This is a genomic window from Arthrobacter sp. MDT1-49-2, from assembly GCF_059090185.1.
The window spans coordinates 26,039-43,452 of the sequence record NZ_JBNHFK010000006.1; the positions used below are offsets into that span (position 1 = coordinate 26,039).

The 17,414-nt window shown below is 66.7% G+C and carries 14 protein-coding genes; 11 read left to right on the forward strand and 3 right to left on the reverse strand.

Features of this window, described 5'->3' with window-relative positions:
- The first annotated feature begins 17 nt into the window (after window positions 1–17).
- From AC5RTS_RS09585 to AC5RTS_RS09595, 3 genes are all read left to right on the forward strand, one after another.
- A complete protein-coding gene (locus AC5RTS_RS09585) occupies window positions 18–569 on the forward strand; it encodes an RBBP9/YdeN family alpha/beta hydrolase (protein WP_493991835.1) in 552 nt (183 codons plus the stop codon).
- Between the two features lie 10 nt (window positions 570–579).
- Entirely contained in the window at window positions 580–1,647 is a 1,068-nt protein-coding gene (locus tag AC5RTS_RS09590; protein ID WP_493991836.1) for an ATP-dependent DNA ligase, read from the forward strand.
- A gap of 115 nt (window positions 1,648–1,762) precedes the next feature.
- Window positions 1,763–3,133, forward strand: a complete 1,371-nt coding sequence (locus AC5RTS_RS09595; protein WP_493991837.1) for an FAD-binding oxidoreductase — start codon at window positions 1,763–1,765, stop codon at window positions 3,131–3,133.
- A 77-nt stretch (window positions 3,134–3,210) separates the two neighbouring features.
- Here the strand turns inward: AC5RTS_RS09595 and AC5RTS_RS09600 are convergent, their stop codons facing one another.
- Window positions 3,211–4,203: an SGNH/GDSL hydrolase family protein gene (locus tag AC5RTS_RS09600; RefSeq protein ID WP_493991838.1), complete on the reverse strand. Its 993-nt coding sequence runs from the start codon at window positions 4,201–4,203 to the stop codon at window positions 3,211–3,213.
- 280 nt (window positions 4,204–4,483) lie between these two features.
- Between AC5RTS_RS09600 and paaZ the strand changes: the two genes are divergently transcribed.
- Window positions 4,484–6,556 (forward strand): phenylacetic acid degradation bifunctional protein PaaZ, encoded by a 2,073-nt coding sequence (paaZ, locus tag AC5RTS_RS09605; RefSeq protein WP_493991839.1) that lies wholly within the window; start codon window positions 4,484–4,486, stop codon window positions 6,554–6,556.
- 6 nt (window positions 6,557–6,562) lie between these two features.
- On the opposite strand, the gene AC5RTS_RS09610 is transcribed toward paaZ, so the two are convergent.
- Entirely contained in the window at window positions 6,563–7,189 is a 627-nt protein-coding gene (locus AC5RTS_RS09610; RefSeq protein ID WP_493991840.1) for a TetR/AcrR family transcriptional regulator, read from the reverse strand.
- A gap of 255 nt (window positions 7,190–7,444) precedes the next feature.
- On the opposite strand from AC5RTS_RS09610, the gene AC5RTS_RS09615 reads away from it, so the two are divergent.
- The 6 genes from AC5RTS_RS09615 (at window position 7,445) to AC5RTS_RS09640 (ending at window position 14,654) form a co-directional block, all read left to right on the forward strand.
- Complete coding sequence (locus AC5RTS_RS09615; RefSeq protein ID WP_493991841.1) at window positions 7,445–8,428, forward strand: DedA family protein; 984 nt, start codon at window positions 7,445–7,447, stop codon at window positions 8,426–8,428.
- A 415-nt stretch (window positions 8,429–8,843) separates the two neighbouring features.
- Window positions 8,844–10,142 (forward strand): ABC transporter substrate-binding protein, encoded by a 1,299-nt coding sequence (locus tag AC5RTS_RS09620; protein ID WP_493991842.1) that lies wholly within the window; start codon window positions 8,844–8,846, stop codon window positions 10,140–10,142.
- 105 nt (window positions 10,143–10,247) lie between these two features.
- On the forward strand, window positions 10,248–11,207 hold the full coding sequence (locus AC5RTS_RS09625) for a carbohydrate ABC transporter permease (protein WP_493991843.1): 960 nt from the start codon (window positions 10,248–10,250) through the stop codon (window positions 11,205–11,207).
- The gene (locus AC5RTS_RS09630; protein ID WP_493991844.1) at window positions 11,204–12,148 is read left to right on the forward strand and encodes a carbohydrate ABC transporter permease; all 945 of its coding nucleotides are present in this window, start codon (window positions 11,204–11,206) and stop codon (window positions 12,146–12,148) included. The genes AC5RTS_RS09625 and AC5RTS_RS09630 overlap by 4 nt, the downstream gene beginning before the upstream one ends.
- A complete protein-coding gene (locus AC5RTS_RS09635; protein WP_493991845.1) occupies window positions 12,145–13,605 on the forward strand; it encodes a GH1 family beta-glucosidase in 1,461 nt (486 codons plus the stop codon). Before AC5RTS_RS09630 ends, AC5RTS_RS09635 begins: the two co-directional genes overlap by 4 nt.
- Window positions 13,602–14,654, forward strand: coding sequence for a LacI family DNA-binding transcriptional regulator (locus tag AC5RTS_RS09640; protein ID WP_493991846.1), 1,053 nt, complete (start codon window positions 13,602–13,604; stop codon window positions 14,652–14,654). The genes AC5RTS_RS09635 and AC5RTS_RS09640 overlap by 4 nt, the downstream gene beginning before the upstream one ends.
- On the opposite strand, the gene AC5RTS_RS09645 is transcribed toward AC5RTS_RS09640, so the two are convergent.
- A complete protein-coding gene (locus AC5RTS_RS09645; protein WP_493991847.1) occupies window positions 14,655–16,832 on the reverse strand; it encodes a S9 family peptidase in 2,178 nt (725 codons plus the stop codon).
- A 147-nt stretch (window positions 16,833–16,979) separates the two neighbouring features.
- On the opposite strand from AC5RTS_RS09645, the gene AC5RTS_RS09650 reads away from it, so the two are divergent.
- Window positions 16,980–17,402: a hypothetical protein gene (locus tag AC5RTS_RS09650; protein ID WP_493991848.1), complete on the forward strand. Its 423-nt coding sequence runs from the start codon at window positions 16,980–16,982 to the stop codon at window positions 17,400–17,402.
- Window positions 17,403–17,414: the final 12 nt, after the last annotated feature.

The following is a 17,414-nucleotide window of genomic DNA, read 5'->3' on the forward strand; positions in this document are numbered from 1 at the left end:
TCGGAAAGCAGGCATACGTGCACTTCACCATGGTTCCGGGGTACAAAGGTTCGCCGCCTGAACAGTGGCAAAGCCGCTGGGAAGCGGACCTGCCGAAGGTCACCCGTTTCGCGCCGTCGTCCTGGGACGAACCGGAGCTGGAGGACTGGATGGCGGCGCTGGACCGGGCCGCAGGGGCGCGGCACGGCGACACGGTGCTGGTCGCGCACAGCTTGGGCTGCCTGGCCGCGGCGGAATGGCTGCTGCGCAACCCCGAGGGTGCCCGCGGCGCCTTCCTCGTCAGCCCGCCGGACCCCGTGGCCGCATCCTTCCCCGCGCCGGCCGGATCCTTCCGCAGCCCCCGGCTGCAGCCGCTGCCGGTTCCCGGCCTGCTGATCGCCAGCGAAAGCGATCCCTACTGTGCGTTGCCCGCGGCCGAGGCGATCGCCGCGGCCTGGAACGTGCCCGTGGTGTGCGCCGGGGAACTGGCCCACATCAACGAGAAAAGCGGCGTCGGCTACTGGGAACAGGGCCGGGATTTACTCACCGCCTTCGCCGCGGGGCTGGGGGAACGGGCTCCGCTCGGATAAGAATGGGCACATGCAACTTCCGGTGATGCCTCCCATTGCGCCCATGCTGGCCAAAGCGGTTCCCTCCCTCCCCGAGGGCAACTACCTGTACGAGCCCAAGTGGGACGGGTTCCGGTCCGTCATTTTCCGGGACGGGGACGACGTCGAGATCGGCTCCCGGAACGAGAAACCCATGACCCGGTACTTTCCCGAGCTCGTGGAGGCACTCAAGGCCAACCTCCCGGAGCGCTGCGTTGTGGACGGCGAGATTGTGATGGTGGGCGCCGACGGCAAACGGCTGGACTTTGAACTGCTGCAGCAGCGCATCCATCCTGCCGCCAGCCGGGTGAAGCTGCTCGCGGAGCAGACTCCCGCCCGGTTCGTGGCCTTCGACCTGCTGGCGCTGGGGGATACCGATTACACGGACAAACCGTTCGCCGAACGCCGCGAGGCCCTGGTCCGCGCCCTGAAACCGGCACAGGCACCGGTGTCCGTCACGGCAGCCACTGACGATCCAGCCCTGGCACGGGACTGGTTCGAGCGCTTCGAAGGCGCCGGGCTGGACGGGGTGGTGGCCAAACCGCTGGACGGGTTCTACACGCCGAACAAACGCACCATGGCCAAGCTCAAGCACGAACGGACGGCCGACTGCGTGCTCGCCGGCTACCGGGTGCATAAGTCCGGTCCGGACCTGATCGGTTCGCTGCTGCTGGGCATATACAACGACGACGGCGAGCTCACCAATGTGGGTGTGGCCGGAGCCTTCTCCATGGACCGGCGCCGGGAACTCTTCAAGGAACTGCAGCCCCTGGTGGCGGAGGAGGACGGCCACCCCTGGGCCGCCCAGGAGCAGGACGGCGGTACCCGCACGCCGCGGAATTCCGAAGGCAGCCGGTGGAGCGGGAAGAAGGACCTGTCCTTTGTCCCGTTGCGCCCGGAACGGGTGGTGGAGGTGAAGTACGACCATATGGAGGGTGAACGGTTCCGCCACGTGGCCCGCTTTGTCCGCTGGCGGCCGGACCGAGCACCGGAATCCTGTACATACGAGCAGCTGGAAGAGCCGGTGAAGTTCGATCTGGCAGAGGTGCTCGGGGCCTGACGGGGGCCGGTTTTCGGCGGGGTCTGTACCTGCCTGAATGTGCGTGGCTAGCATTTTTTGCACAGATGTTTCCCGAGCCGGGGACCGGGAAACCCCGCCAACCCAAGGGGAAACCATGCTCCTCAACCCAGAACTGGAAGCCCTCCGTTCCCGTGTCCGCGGCCCGGTGAGCGGCCCGGAAGATCCGGGCTACGCCGTCGACACTTTCAACCCCTCACTGGTCCAGCGGCCGGACGCCGTGTTGGCCGCCGCCGATGCGCAGGACGTGCAGAACGCCGTGCGCTGGGCTGCGGAAACCGGGATTCCCGTGGGTATCCAGGCCACCGGGCACGGCGCCGCGGCGGCCATGGATGAGGGCCTCCTGATCAGCACATCCGCGCTGCAGGATCTCCGGCTTGATCCGGAGGCCGGAACGGTAACTCTGGGCGCCGGGGTGCGCTGGAAGAGTGTCCTGGAGCAGGCCATTCCGCACGGATTTACCGCCCCGCACGGGTCCTCGGGCACCGTGGGGGTCACCGGGTACGCCACCGGCGGCGGCCTGCCGGTTATGGGCCGCGCCCTGGGCTTCTGCAGTGACCATGTCCGGGCCATGGATGTGGTCACTCCCGACGGCGCGCTGCACCACACGTCAGCGGAGGAGGACACCGAGCTCTTCGCTGTCCTGCGGGGAGGCAAGGGGAATTTCGGAGTGGTTACCTCCGTGACCCTGGGGCTGAACGCCTTCACGGAGTTCTACGGCGGCGGACTGATGTATCCGGAGGATGCCGGGCCTCAGGTCCTGGAAGCGTTCCGCGGATGGACGGAGCAGCTGCCTTCTGACGCCTCCGCGTCCATGGCCTTCCTGCACCTGCCAGATGCCCCGTTCCTGCCCGAAGAGCTGCGCGGCACGGCGCCGGTGCACGTCCGCTTTGGCTGTTTCTGCAGCGCGGAAGAGGGGGATACGCTCCTCGAACCGATGCGGCGCGCAGCGGCGCCACTGATGGATACCGCCGGAGCCATGGACTACCGCGCGGTGGGCAGCATCCACATGGACCCGGAAGGGCCCATGCCCAGTCTGGATAGCGGGACCCTGCTCACCGGACTGCCGGACGGACTTGCCGCCGCCCTGCTGGAAGAGGTCGGTCCCGGATCCGGTACCCCGTTGATGATGGCGGAGATCCGGCTGATGGGAGGCGCCCTCGCCGTGGACCCTCCGGTCCCGGACGCCGTCTCCGGGCGCGGTGCCGGCTTCAACCTGTATGCCGTGGGGCTGAACGCACCGCCCCTGGCGGAGGCCACCGCGGCCGCCCTGGATCGGCTGGACACAGCGGTTGAGCCGTACAGCGAGGGGGCGCTGGTCAATCTCACCGGGCGGGCCCGGTCCGGATCCGGCGGTCAGCCGTTCTGGAGTTCCGACGTGCTGCTGCGCCTGCAGGCAGCCAAAGCGGCCTATGACCCGGATAACCTGTTCCGGTTCGGCCATGCGGTACCGCTGCCGGTCCTCTGACAGCTGCACGGATTCCGGTCCGGAGGATGACGGCTGACCGGTTTTCTGCCGGAATCGGGCTCCATCCGTCAGCAGGTTTAATGCCGCCCCCGGCAGCCCGGGGCAGCGAACTCGCTGCCGGCGTCGGCCAGGATCGCCGCCAGGTACCCCTCCCGGTAACCCGTTGCGTTGGGGTGCAGGTCGAACTGGCCGCCTTCGAGGCGGATCCATGAATCCGCCGCTCCCACACCGTGCCCGGCAAACTCGTCCACGACATCCACAAAGACACCGGCTTCCGGAACCTGGCCGGCAATCACCGCATTCAGGTCATCGGTGCCGGCATTAAACAGGGCCTGTGCCTCGGCGCTCAGCGGTCCTGCAGTGCCTGCTTCGAAGAGATACGGGTAGCCCGTGACCACCAGGGTTGCCCGTGGCGCCACCTCCCCGATCCGGGCGAATTGGGCGGCGAGCTGAGGTGCGAGGACTGTTGATGCGTAGGTGTTGGCCTGTTCGAGGGCGGGCGCGCATGTGGCCGGCAGCTGCGCGCCGATGCAGGCGGTAACCACCGTGCCGAAACGGATGTCGTTTCCGCCGATGGTTACCGTCACGACGTCGGTCCGGGCGTTGAGCGTACCCTGCGCCGTTGCGTTGCTAATCTGTTCCGGGAGATCCACCGGCGCGTCGGCCGGGGTCGTCAGCGCGGTGGCGCCGGCGCAGGTGGCGTCAGCCTCCAAATCCACACGATTTAAGGCGTCCAGCAGTGCAGGGTAGCCCTGCGCGGTTCGGCCGCAGGCGTCCAGCAGCGGGCCGCCGCCGAACCCGGAGGCGTAGGAATCTCCGAAGGCCACATAGTCGATGTCGCGGCCCCAGCCGTTACCGTTGCCGTGCCCACCACCGTTGCTGCCACCGTGCCCGTTTCCGTGCCCGCCGCGATGGTCGAGGAAATGGCCGTTCCCGGCGCCGCGGGGTGTCGGACTGTCTGCACTGGCTGGGGCCGCACCGCCGATCAGCAGGGCGGACATGACCAGGGCCAGCAGGGCAAGGATTCCACGACGTGGTCTGCGGCGGGACGTGTAGTGTGTGGGGCTCATCTTTGCGCTCCTTCGGGGCTGGGGGCGGCAACACTAAGGGGAGAAGTCTGTCGCACTGTCGGTCCGGCAGCAATCAAATACGCCGCATCTGTTCAATGTGAGGAGCTTTTACTGCAGTCGCCGGCTTCGCCGTCCTCACGCCTTTCCGGCGACCGAAAGGGGTGTCGGGCGCTCTGCTCTGCGCTACGCTGGCGAGATACCGACCGCATGTTCAGTAATCCATGAAGTGCGGCAACCCGGCAACGCCGCCGGGGCGCTGTGCTCCGCGAAAGGTTCCGAGATGACGGCAACTGCCCTCGACGTCGAATACGTGCCCAGCTATGTCTGCGACACCTGGTGGACTCCCGGTGCCGATGCCCCCGGCACCGAGGTGCGTGATGCCAGCACCGGCGAACTTCTCGCCCTGGTCAGCAGCGACGGACTGGATACGGCCGCCGCCGTCGGGTACGCCCGAAGCACCGGCCAGGACGAACTGGGACAGTACACCTTCCACCAGCGCGCCCTGATGTTGAAGGAACTCGCCGCCTTCCTCAACGGCCGCAGGGAGGAGCTGTACGAAGTCTCAGCACGGACGGGCGCCACGCGCAAGGATTCGCTGGTGGATATTGACGGCGGGATCGGTGTGCTGTTTGCCTACGGATCCAAGGGGCGGCGCGAGCTGCCCAATGCCACGGTCATCACCGACGGCACCGTGGAAACGCTGTCCAGGGACGGATCCTTCCTCGGCGAGCATTTGTACACCCGGCGCCCCGGCGCCGCCGTTCAGATCAACGCCTTCAATTTCCCCGTGTGGGGCATGCTGGAAAAGTTTGCTCCGGCGTTCCTCGCCGGCGTCCCCAGTATCGTCAAGCCGGCCACCCCCACGGGGTACCTCGCTGCCGCGGCCGTCCGCCTGATCATGGAGTCCGGCATTCTGCCCGCCGGATCGCTGCAGCTGATTTCCGGTTCCGCGCGGGACCTGCTGGACCACCTGGACTACCGCGACATGGTCTCCTTCACCGGCTCGGCGTCCACCGCGGACAAGCTGCGCGCCCATCCGAACGTCGCGGTTGGCGGGGTCCGCTTCACGGCTGAGACGGATTCCCTGAACGCTGCGATCCTGGGCCCGGATGCCGTTCCCGGCACCCCCGAGTTTGAGGCCTACATCAAGTCGCTGGTCACCGAGGTGACCGTCAAGGCCGGTCAGAAGTGCACCAGTATCCGCCGTGCCCTGGTGCCCCGCGGCCTGGTGGACGACGTCGTTGCTGCCGCCGCTGAGCGCATCCGGCAGCGCGTGGTGCTGGGGGATCCGCGCGCGGCAGAGGTGACCATGGGGGCGCTGGCCTCCGTGGAACAGCTGGCGTCGGTCCGCGACGCCGTCCGGACCCTGCTGGCGGCCGGCGGTGAGCTGGCGCTGGGCTCGCTGGAGGCGCCCGACGTCGTACTGGCGGACGGCCATACCGGTCCTGCGCCGGACGGAGCATTTATGGAGCCGGTGCTGCTGACCTGGCCGGATGCCGAGGCGGACGCATTGCACAGCGTTGAGGCCTTCGGGCCGGTGGCCTCGGTGGTGGGTTACGACAGTGTGGGCGACGCCGTCCGGCTGGCGGCCCGCGGCGGCGGTTCGCTTGTTGCCACGGTGTGCACCAACGATCCGCAGGTAGCCGCCGAGGTGCTCACGGGGATTGCCGGGCACCACGGCCGGGTGCTCATCCTCAACCGGGAGGACGCGGCAAGTTCCACCGGACATGGTTCGCCCGTGCCGCATCTGGTCCACGGCGGTCCCGGCCGAGCCGGCGGAGGCGAGGAGCTCGGCGGCATCCGGGCGGTGCTGCACTACATGCAGCGTACGGCCGTGCAGGGCTCACCCAACATGCTTACCGCCCTCACCGGGATCTGGCACTCCGGCGCGGACCAGCGGTTCGACGCCGGGCATCCGTTCCGCAAGCCGCTCAGCGAGCTGCGGGTCGGCGACGCGGTGCGCTCGGACCTGAGGACCGTGACCCTGGAGGATATTGCCGCGTTTGCGGAAACCACCGGTGATACCTTCTACGCCCACACCGATGCCGCCGCTGCCGAGGCCAACCCGTTTTTCCCGGGCATCGTGGCGCACGGTTACCTGCTGCTGTCCTGGGCTGCGGGGTTGTTTGTGGACCCGGCGCCGGGGCCGGTGCTGGCCAACTACGGGCTGGAGAATCTGCGGTTTATCACCCCGGTAGCCGCCGGCGACGCCATCCGGGTCACGCTCACGGCCAAGAAGATCACGCCGCGGGAAACGGACGGGTACGGCGAAGTCGCCTGGGACGCTGTGATCACCAACCAGAAGGACGAGCTGGTCGCCACGTATGACGTACTGACGCTGGTGGAGAAGTAGTCCGCTTTACGCCCGGGACGTTCCGCGGGTATGCAGCCCGTCGAACACCATGGTGATGATGTTGTCCGCCAGCTTTTGCGCGGGCAGGGGCCCGTCGGGGCGGTACCACTCAACGATCGAGTTGATGGTGCCGAACAGCAGCCGGGTGGTGGTGCGCGGGTCAATGTCGCTGCGCACTGAGCCCTCGCGCCGGGCGGCGTCCACCAGCTCTGCGACGCGGTGGTCAAACTCGCGCCGGCGGGCCAGGGCACTGCGTTCAACCTCCGTGTTGCCGCGCAGCCGCAGCAGCAGGGTCACGAACGGCAGGCGCTGGGTGAGTACCTCGATGGTGCCGCGCAGCACGAATTCCAAACGCGCATCGGCTGCCCCGGCCGACGCCTGCGGATCATCCAGAACCGCTTCCAGCCCGTCCAGCGCATGGTCCAGGGCCAGACGCAGCAGATCGCCTTTGGACGCCACATGATGGTAGATCGCCGACTTTGACAGTCCCAGGTTCTCGGCCAGGATTCCCATGGACGTAGCCTCGTAACCGTGCCGGTTGAACACATCCACGGCCAGCCTCAGTACCGTCTGCTGGTCATATCCCGGCCGGCCACGGCGGGGCGCTGCGGCGGGGGAAGTCGAGTCGGACATGGCGCCATTTTCCCACGTCCCATGCACCTTCCCTGCGATGCCTCGCGGGGTCGGAGTGTGCAATGTGGCGGAGCGACGGCGTCCGTCCGGCAAACCGCCCGAACCGGGCCCTGATGGCGAGCTTTCCTTCCACGTTTCTACCCGCTGCTGCCTCGGCCTGAGGCAAAACCATGGCCGGGTCCCGGACGCACAGGTCAAGACCGGAGCGGGGTTGGGCCGAGGAGATGCAGATTTTCCCAGGGGGCCCGGCGGGGCATGGCGTACCCTGAGGAAGTGATGCTTTCCGCGGCTGTAGCCGCCTTCGGGCCTGTGCGGCCCCTCACTTCCTCCCTACTGCCGGAATGGCTGGATCCGCAGGTTTTCCTGGCTGATCCTGCCCTGGGTCCATGGGTGGTGCTGCTGGTCTGCGGCATCGTATTCGCCGAAACCGGGCTTCTCGTGGGCTTCTTCCTGCCCGGCGATTCCCTGCTGTTTACCGCCGGATTGCTCGTGGCCACCGGCACCATACACATCAACGTGTGGTTGCTGGGGCTGCTGATTTTCATCAGTGCCTTCGTGGGCGACCAGACCGGGTATTACATCGGTAAAAAGACCGGCCCGGCCGTTTTCAAGCGTCCCAACAGCCGGCTGTTCAAACAGGAGAACGTGCGCCGTGCCGAGGTGTTCTTCGAACGCCACGGCGGCAAAGCCGTGATTCTGGCCCGCTTTGTGCCAGTGGTGCGTACCTTCACGCCGGTGGTGGCCGGCGTCGCGCGGATGAACTACCGCACTTTCGTGGCGTTCAACGTCATCGGCGCCTTCCTTTGGGGTGTGGGAGTCACCATGCTCGGCTACGTGCTGGGGGACCGGGTGCCGTTTGTCCGGGAGAATCTGGATCTCATCTTCGTCGGCGTCGTAGTGCTATCGGTGATTCCGATCGTCCTTGAAGTGCTGCGCCAGTCCCGCAAGGCTGCGGCCAAGGACGACGGCGGGTCCTCCGCACCTGCCACGCCTGCCGAGTCTGCCGCGGCCGCCACAGCAGACGGTAGCGGACAGGAAGCCGGGGCGGCTGCCGAGCCGCCCCCTGCCGGTGCCATCAATGCCGCCGAGGCGCCCGCGCCCACCACGGCTCCGGGGCAGACTGTGCGCGGATCCGGGCCTGACTCGATGCGACGTCCTGCCCGCCACGCGGCGGCCACTGACGGCCGACGCTTCGCCGGACCCAAACCGAAGGTGGAAGGCGCCGGCACGGCAGACTGACCTCGAGCGGGAGCCGGAGCCGGAGCCGGATACCCGGGTCCCAGGGCCCGGGTATCTGGCCCGTTCCTCCGACGCCGGGCCCAAGAGCCGGGTGCGCGAAGGTGTGTTTGTCCGCCCCGGGCCGCAGCCCCTACGGCATATATACGGGTAACGATTAGGTTACGTCGCAGTACCCAATGGCCGTGTGACCTGCGGTTATGTCGCACGCGCCGACTTTCTTCCATTTATGGGAGCGCTCCCACTTGACTTGTGATCTGTCACACATAAGCATTAGGCATTGCTTGTGGGAGCGCTCCCACGACCGGGGCATCACCGTCGATCCAGGCACACAGGGCGCATCCGTTAGGCATTGGCACGGCAGGCGCGGAAAACCGCGGACGCACTCGTGCACTCGTCACAGACAAAGGAGTCAGCAATGAGTACCAAACCGACATTGGCCGCCCGTGCGCGCCGCCGGGGTCCCGCAGTTGCCGCATCAGTTGCAGCCGCAGCCCTTCTCCTGACCGCCTGCGGCGGGGGAGACGACGGAGCAGCCGCAGAGGACGGCAAGGTGACGCTGAGCGTCAGTACCTTCAATGAGTTCGGGTATGAGGACCTCTTTGAGGAGTACATGGAAGCCAATCCGAACGTCAAGATTGTGCATGACAAGAAGGCCACGTCAGACAACGCCCATGACAACCTCAACACCAAACTGGCTGCCGGTTCGGGCCTCTCTGACATCGAAGGGATTGAAGTCGACTGGCTGCCCGAGCTGATGCAGTATCCGGACCAGTTCGCGGATCTGACCAGTCCTGAAGTGGAGGGCCGCTGGCTGGACTGGAAGACCGACGCGGCAACGGTTGACGGCAAACTGATCGGTTACGGCACCGATGTGGGACCGGAGGGTGTCTGCTACCGCTCCGATCTGTTTGCAGCTGCCGGGCTCCCGACCGACCGCGAGGAAGTTGCCAAGCTGCTTGAGGGTGACTGGGACCATTACTTCGAGGTTGGCGAGCAGTTCACCGCCAAGTCCGACGCCGCTTGGTACGACTCGGCAATGGCCGTTTACCAGGGTCAGATCAACCAGGTCCAGAATGCCTACGAGGAAGACGACGGCACCGTGATCGCCACCGAGAACCCCGAGGTGAAGGAGATCTACACGAAGGTGCTCGAGAACTCCGTGGACAAGGGTCTCTCCGCCCATCTGGAACAGTGGTCGGATGACTTCGAGGCCGGCTTCCAGAGCGGCGCGTTTGCAACCACTCTCTGCCCCGGCTGGATGCTGGGCAGCATCGAAGGCAACGCGGCCGGCGTCGAAGGCTGGGACATCGCCAACGTCTTCCCGGGCGGCGGCGGCAACTGGGGCGGCTCCTACCTGACCGTTCCGAGCCAGGGTAAGAACCAGGAAGAAGCCATCAAGCTGGCCCAGTGGCTGACCGCCCCGGAGCAGCAGATCAAGGCGTTTGAAGCCAAGGGAACCTTCCCGAGCCAGGTTGAGGCCTATGAATCCGAAGCGCTGCTGAGCTCCACCAATGAGTTCTTCAACGACGCACCGGTCGGCAAGATCCTGGTGGACCGCGCCAACGCCGTCACCATGACACCGTTCAAGGGCCCGAACTACTTCACCATCAACACCAACATGGCCCAGGCACTGAACCGCGTGGACGTCCTCAAGACCGACGACGCCGACTCCTCCTGGGAGAAGTTCGTCGCCTCCGTCGACGCGCTCCAGTAGCCCCTTGACCTCCGGTGCCTGTGGCAGCCCCTGTGTGTAGTCCGCAGGAAGGCGCTGCAGGCACCGGACCCAAGTTCTTCCCCCTTGAATGTTAGGAAGTCAGCCATGGCTGTGACCGTGAAGCCGCCTGCTGCGCGGACGCCGGTACGTCGGGTAGGGTTCAGCAGCCGGCTGGCCCGCTGGGACGTCAAAGTCTCCCCGTACCTCTACATCTCCCCGTTTTTCATCCTCTTCGCCATCGTTGGCCTGTTTCCGCTGATCTACACAGGATGGGTTTCCCTGCACAACTGGAACCTCATCGGCGGCAACCAGGGCTTTAGCGGCGTCGAAAACTTCACTTTCGTCCTGTCCCAGCCGTACTTCTGGAACGCGGTGGGCAATACCTTCAGCATCTTCCTGATCTCCGCCATTCCGCAGATTATCCTGGCGATTGCCATTGCGGCGGTGCTGGATGCCAACCTCCGCGCCAAGACGTTCTGGCGGATGGGCGTGCTCCTGCCCTATATCGTCGCCCCCGTGGCTGTGGGCCTGATTTTCGGCAACCTCTTTGCGGACCAGTCCGGCGCCATCAACGGCGCCCTGACCTCCCTCGGCCTGCCGGCCATTCCGTGGCACGCCAACTCCCTGGCCAGCCACGTCGCGATTGCCACCATGGTGGACTTCCGCTGGACCGGCTACAACGCCCTGATCTTCCTGGCCGCCATGCAGGCGATCCCGCGGGACATGTATGAAGCGGCCATCATCGACGGTGCCAGCCGCTGGCGGCAGTTCATCTCCATCACCGTCCCCATGCTGCGCCCGACCGTCATCTTCGTGGTGATCACCGCCACGATCGGCGGACTGCAGATCTTCGACGAAGCCCGTGTGTTCGACACTTACGGGCTCGGCGGAGCAGACCGGCAGTGGCAGACCCTGACCATCTACATCTGGGAACTGGGCTGGGGCCAGCGCAACCTTGGGCGTGCGTCCGCCGTCGCCTGGCTGCTGTTCGTGATCATCGTGGTCATCGCCGCACTGAACTTCCTCATCACCCGACGCATCGCCACGCAGGGAGGCCGGAAATGACTTCCGTACCCATGGTCGAACAGACCGCCGGCCGGAAGGCCGCCGAAGCCGCCAAACGCCGTCGTGAGCGCGTCGGCGGGCAGCCTCCGCGCCCGGGCGGCGTCCGGGCCCGCAAAACCGGCGGCTACAACCGCCGTCCCGGATTCCTGACGTACGGGATGCTGGGCGCCGTGCTCCTCGGTTCGGCCCTGCCGATCCTCTGGTCCGTCCTGGTCGCCAGCCACGACAGCACGGCTATCACCAAGGGCGTCCCCCTGGTCCCCGGCGGCAACTTCTTCGCGAATGCCGCCACGGTGCTGGACACCATCCCCTTTTGGAAGGCGCTGGGCAACAGCATCCTGGTCTCCACGGTCACTGCTGCGTCTGTGGTGATTTTCTCCTCCCTGGCCGGCTTTGCCTTCGCCAAGCTGCGCTTCCGCGGCAGCAAGGTGCTGCTGGTCTTTGTGGTCGCCACCATGGCCGTTCCCACCCAGCTCGGCGTCATCCCGCTGTTCATCGTGATGTCCAAGCTCGGCTGGACCGGCACCATGGGTGCGGTCATCATTCCGGGACTGGTCACAGCCTTTGGAGTCTTCTGGATGACCCAGTACCTGCAGGATGCTTTGCCGGACGAACTCATCGAGGCCGTGCGGATGGACGGAGCCAACATGTGGCAGTCCTTCTGGCACGTTGCCCTGCCGGCCGCCCGTCCAGCGGCGGCGATGCTGGCCCTGTTTACCTTCGTGGCCACGTGGACCAACTTCTTCTGGCCGCTGATTGTCCTGAACGCGCAGAACCCGACGCTGCCGGTGGCCCTGGCCCAGCTGCAGTCGGCGCGCTTTGTGGACTACTCGGTGGTGCTTGCCGGTGTGGTGCTCTCCACCATTCCGCTGTTTATTGTCTTCGCCGTCGCAGGGCGGCATCTGGTTGCAGGAATCATGCAGGGAGCGGTCAAGGGATGACGCAGAACAACAACAGCCAGTTCCCGCCGGGATTCCTCTGGGGTGCGGCCACCGCCGCCTACCAGGTGGAAGGCGCGGCGTCGGAAGACGGACGCAAAGACTCGATCTGGGACACCTTCAGCCGCGTGCCAGGAGCCGTGGTCAATGCGGACAACGGCGACGTTGCCTGCGACCACTACCACCGCCTCGACGAGGACGTGGCACTGATGCAGTCCCTGAACCTGGCCTCCTACCGGTTCTCCACCTCCTGGGCGCGGATCCGGCCCGACGGCGGGGCGGTGAACCCGGCCGGGCTGGACTTCTACAGCCGGCTCACCGACAAACTGCTGGACGCCGGGATCAAGCCCTGGCTGACCCTCTACCACTGGGACCTCCCGCAGGCACTGCAGGACGCCGGCGGCTGGGCCAACCGCGACACGGCCTACCGCTTCGCCGAATATGCCCTGAGTGTCCACGACGTGCTGGGGGACAGGGTGCAGGCCTGGACCACCCTGAACGAGCCGTGGTGCTCGGCCTACGTCGGCTATGCCAGCGGCGAGCACGCACCGGGCCTGCAGGACCGGTGCCAGGCCGTTGCCGCCAACCACCACCTGCTGCTCGCCCACGGGCTGGCAGCCCGGGAGCTGAAGGCGCGCGACGCAAACCTCGATGTGGGCCTGACCCTGAACTTCACCGTCGCGGACCCGGTGGATCCGCAGAACCCCGACGACGTCGACGCCGCCCGCCGGATCGACGGCCAGTTCAACCGGATGTTCGCGGACCCGGTGTTCCTGGGCTCCTATCCGGAAGACACCGTGGCCGACCTGGCAGCCTACGGGTTCGAGGACCACATCCGGGACGGCGACCTGGCCGTCATCAGCACCCCCATCGATTTCCTGGGCGTGAACTACTATCACGGTGAAGCGCTCACCAAAACGCCGCCGGTGGTCGCCCTGAGCACCGCCGCTCCGGCGGAGCGGCCCACCGCCAGCCCGTTCCCGGCGGCGGACGGCGTGTATTCCGTGCCGCGCGGACTGCCGGTAACCAACATGGGCTGGGAAATCCAGCCCGAAGGCCTGCACCGTCTCCTGCTTCGGCTCCAGCGCGACTACACCGGCCCGGCCGGCGTGCCGCTGTACATCACGGAAAACGGCGCAGCGTTCGACGACGACGTTGTAGTGGACGGGGTGGTGCAGGACGAGGAACGGCTGGCATTCATCGAAGCCCACCTGGAAGCCGTCCTGGACGCCGCCGCCGACGGCGCGGACGTCCGCGGATACTTCGCCTGGTCCCTGATGGACAACTTCGAGTGGGCCTGGGGCTACGCGAAAAGGTTCGGAATCGTGCACGTGGATTACGCGACGCAGCGCCGCACGCCCAAGGCCAGCGCCCGCTGGTTTGCCGAGGTTGCCCGTACCAATGCGTTGCCGGGGCGGTCCCCTTCAGCGGCATCCCATGTCGTATCGTCGGTAAGGTGAGCAGCTTGAGCCCCGGCACCCGCGCCGTGCCGGTCAAACCCCGCCGGGCCAGCCCGACGCTGGAGGACGTGGCAGCCCTTTCCGGTGTCTCCCGCTCCACGGTGTCGCGGGCAATCAACGGCGGGGCACGGGTCAGCGCACAGACACAGGCCGCCATCGATGCGGCGATCGGTGAGCTGGGTTTCACGCCCAACCGTGCGGCCAGGTCCCTCGCGACCAGCCGGGCCGATTCCATTGCCCTCGTCATTCCGGAACCGGACGGACGCGTGCTGGTGGACCCCTTCTTCGCCATGACCCTGAACGGCATCACGGAGGCGCTGAAGGACACGGAAGTCCAGCTGGTGCTGCTCATCGCCCGGCAGGGCGAAAAGGAAGGGCAGATCATCCGCTACCTGCGCAGCGGGCATGTGGACGGGGCCATCGTGGTGTCCCACCACAAGGCAGACGCACTGGAAACCCAGCTGGCGGATGCGCCCCTGCCGGCCGTTTTCATCGGACGGCCCTGGCAGGACCGGGACGGATTGGTCTTTGTGGACACTGACAACCGCACCGGGGGGCTGCTCGCGGCCCGGCACCTGGTGCAGCGCGGCTACCGCCGCATTGCCACCGTCACGGGGCCGGCCGATATGACCGCGGCGCAGGACCGGACCGAAGGATGGCGGGCCGGGCTCGCCGAAGCGGGACTTGAACCGGCGGGAACCGAAAGCGGGGAGTTCACCACCGACGGCGCCGCGGCCGCAGCGGCCAGGCTGCTGGACACCAATCCGGACATCGACGCCATCTTCGCGGCGTCGGACCTGATGGCCCTGGGCGTCCTGAACGTGCTGCGCGAGCGGGGTCTTTCCGTGCCCGGTGACGTGGCCCTCATGGGCTATGACAACCACCAGCTCGCCGCCTCCAGCACGCCCGGCCTGACCACCGTCGTCAATCCCATGATCGAGATGGCCAGGCGGGCCGCGGAACTGCTGCTTCAGGAAATCGAGGAGCCCGGCTCCCGGCTGGAGCCGGCGGTGTACCCGCCGGAACTGGTGGTCCGGGAGTCTGCCTAGCTAGGCGGCATCCTCCCGCGCGGCAGCAGGCAGCAGTTCCTGCGCACCGAGGGCGGAGAGGATGAAGGCGTAGTCCCACGCCCGGTCCTTCCAGGCCTCGTACCGGCCGGAGGCCCCGCCGTGGCCGCCGTCCATCTCGATCTTCAGCACGATCGGTTCTGCCCCGGTGGAGGTTTCACGCAGCTGGGCCACCCATTTGGCCGGCTCCACATACAGGACGCGGGTGTCATTGAAGCTGGTGACCGCTGCGATCTGCGGATAGTCCACAGCGCGGATGTTCTCGTACGGGCTGTACTCCTTCATGTACCGGTACACCTCGGGATCGGTGATGGGGTTGCCCCATTCCTCCCACTCCAGTGCGGACAGCGGCAGGTCCGGATCCAGGATGGTGGTCAGGGCATCCACAAAGGGCACCTGCGCCACGATGGCCCGGTACTTCTCCGGTGCCAGGTTGGCTATGGCGCCCATCAGCAGGCCGCCGGCCGAGCCGCCCATGGCCGCAATCCGGGCCGGATCCGCCCAGCCCGACGCCGCGACCCAGTCAGTGGCATCCACGAAGTCGGTGAAGGTGTTCTTTTTGTTCAGCTTCTTGCCGTCGTCATACCAGGCCCGGCCCATCTCTCCGCCGCCGCGGATGTGGGCCACCACGTAGACCACGCCCCGGTCCAGCAGGGACAGCCGGGCCACGTTGAAGCCGGGATCCATACTCACTTCGTAGCTTCCGTAGGCGTAGACCAGCGCCGGGTTGCTGCCGTCCCGGCGCAGATCGGCCCGGCGGATGACGGAGAGCGGGATGCGGGTGCCGTCCGCCGCCGTCGCCCATTCGCGTTCGGCCACGTAGTCCTCGGAACGGTAGCCGCCCTTGACCGGTGTCTGCTTCCGCAGTTCCAGGTCGCCGGTAGCCAGGACGTAGTCGTAGACCCGCGGCGGGGTGAGGAAGGAGGTGTAGCTGAGCCGGATAATCGGGGAGTCGAATTCCGCGTTGGCCAGGTTGGCGGTGTACAGCTCCTCGTCGAAGGCCGGTTCCACCGCCGGCGCCTGGGCAGGTGTGCCGAGGCCTTCCAGGGGAAGGATCTGAACGCGTTCGGTTGTGTCCTTGCGGACGGAGACGAGCACATGGGAACGGGTGACGGCGGCGCCGTTGACCCGCACCGTGTCGTCGTGGGGAACAACGGTCTGCCAGTGCTGCTCGGCCAGCGGCTTCGAGAACTCTTCTTCCGCAACCAGGGACAGCATCGAGTTCAGGGCCCCGCGGTTGTGCGTGAGCAGGTACTGCCGGTGTCCGTCCACGGTGAGGGGCTCGGCTTCGTAGAGAATCCGTTCACTGCGCGGAATCAGGACGCGGACGGTGTCCGCAGGATCATCGAAGTCCAGCACGCGGTACTCGCTGTACTCGGAGCTGCTGATACCGATGAGCAGCTGCCGGCGGTCGGCGGAAAGGTCGAAGCCGGTCCACATGGCAATGTCGTCCTCCTGGTAGATGACGGCGTCGTCCTCCACGGGGGTGCCGAGCGTGTGGGCCTTGACCTGGTAGGGCCGCCAGGAATCATCCACCACTGTGTAGAACACCCGCGTGCCGTCGGGGGAGAAGGCGAGGGAGTAGAAGACGTTGGGGATGGTGTCCGGCAGCAGGTCGCCGGTGCGCAGGTCCTTGATCCGCAGCGTGAAGCGTTCATCGCCGGCGTTGTCCTCGGAGTAGGCCAGCAGGTTGCCGTCTTCGGTGACGGCCAGCCCGCCGAGGGAGAAGAACGGTTTGCCCTCCGCTTCCGCGTTTCCGTCGATCAGGATCTGTTCGCCTTCCACCGGCACGCCGGGCACGACGGCGGGAGGCGTCCAGTCGGCGTCGAGGTCCCCGGTGTCGCGGGCGGCGGTGCGGCAGTGGATGGCGTACTGCTTGCCTTCCTCGGTGCGGGTGTAATACCACCAGCCCTTCTTGCGGGCGGGGACGGAGAGGTCTGTCTCTTCGGTGCGGTTCCGGATCTCGTCAAAGATCTTGTTGCGCAGCTGCTCCTGGTCGGCCGTGACCGCGGCGGTGTACTCATTCTCGGCGGTCAGGTGCGCCACCACCTCGGGGTTTTCCTTCTCGCGCAGCCACTCATAGTTGTCAATGAACGTGTCACCGTGGCGGGTGCGTTCGGTCGGGACTTTCTTGGCAACCGGGGGCTGGGGAGTAGTCATGGTTCGAATATATCCATCCGGCGGGCGGCGCCGAAGGGTTGCGCGCCGGCGTTATGCTCGCGGCTTAGTCGGCCGGCTTCCCCCGCTCGGGCGGACAAATGTAAAGCACCCTTTACATTCATCCGCGGCGGTGGCAAGCTCACGGCCATGACGACAGAAACCGCGGGCAGGCGAACCCGCAAACTGAGGATCGGAGCAAGCGCCGCGGCCGGTGCCGCCCTGGGGGCTGCCTTGGGCTGGGCAGTGTCACTGCGGACAGGCGGAGACCCTGCCCTCTATGTGCCGATCTTTGCGGCGGCGGTGGGCCCTGTGGCCGGAGTTGCCTTCTGGATGCTGGTCCTGGACGCGGGGGAATCCCGCAGGCTCGACGCCGCGACCGCTGCCGACGTCGAACGTTCCTGGTCCCGGGATGCCGCCGCAGCGGCCTTTACCGACCTGATGGTGCTGCTCGCCGCCGGTGTACTGGTGCAGGCCGTGGCCGGGTGGGCGGTTCCGCTTCCGTTCTACTGTGCCGCCGGATTGGCGGTCTGGGCGCTGCGCTATGCGGTGGCTCGGCGCCGGAACGCCTAGGAGCGGGAAACC

Excerpts from the sequence above, each read along its gene's own strand:
- AC5RTS_RS09610 (WP_493991840.1), bottom strand. The coding sequence starts at position 7,189 with ATGTCCGACTCGACTTCCCCCGCCGCAGCGCCCCGCCGTGGCCGGCCG.
- AC5RTS_RS09635 (WP_493991845.1), top strand. The coding sequence starts at position 12,145 with ATGACGCAGAACAACAACAGCCAGTTCCCGCCGGGATTCCTCTGGGGT.
- AC5RTS_RS09620 (WP_493991842.1), top strand. The coding sequence starts at position 8,844 with ATGAGTACCAAACCGACATTGGCCGCCCGTGCGCGCCGCCGGGGTCCC.
- AC5RTS_RS09630 (WP_493991844.1), top strand. The coding sequence starts at position 11,204 with ATGACTTCCGTACCCATGGTCGAACAGACCGCCGGCCGGAAGGCCGCC.
- AC5RTS_RS09650 (WP_493991848.1), top strand. The coding sequence starts at position 16,980 with ATGACGACAGAAACCGCGGGCAGGCGAACCCGCAAACTGAGGATCGGA.
- AC5RTS_RS09590 (WP_493991836.1), top strand. The coding sequence starts at position 580 with ATGCAACTTCCGGTGATGCCTCCCATTGCGCCCATGCTGGCCAAAGCG.
- AC5RTS_RS09595 (WP_493991837.1), top strand. The coding sequence starts at position 1,763 with ATGCTCCTCAACCCAGAACTGGAAGCCCTCCGTTCCCGTGTCCGCGGC.
- AC5RTS_RS09625 (WP_493991843.1), top strand. The coding sequence starts at position 10,248 with ATGGCTGTGACCGTGAAGCCGCCTGCTGCGCGGACGCCGGTACGTCGG.
- AC5RTS_RS09615 (WP_493991841.1), top strand. The coding sequence starts at position 7,445 with ATGGCGTACCCTGAGGAAGTGATGCTTTCCGCGGCTGTAGCCGCCTTC.
- AC5RTS_RS09600 (WP_493991838.1), bottom strand. The coding sequence starts at position 4,203 with ATGAGCCCCACACACTACACGTCCCGCCGCAGACCACGTCGTGGAATC.
- AC5RTS_RS09645 (WP_493991847.1), bottom strand. The coding sequence starts at position 16,832 with ATGACTACTCCCCAGCCCCCGGTTGCCAAGAAAGTCCCGACCGAACGC.
- paaZ (WP_493991839.1), top strand. The coding sequence starts at position 4,484 with ATGACGGCAACTGCCCTCGACGTCGAATACGTGCCCAGCTATGTCTGC.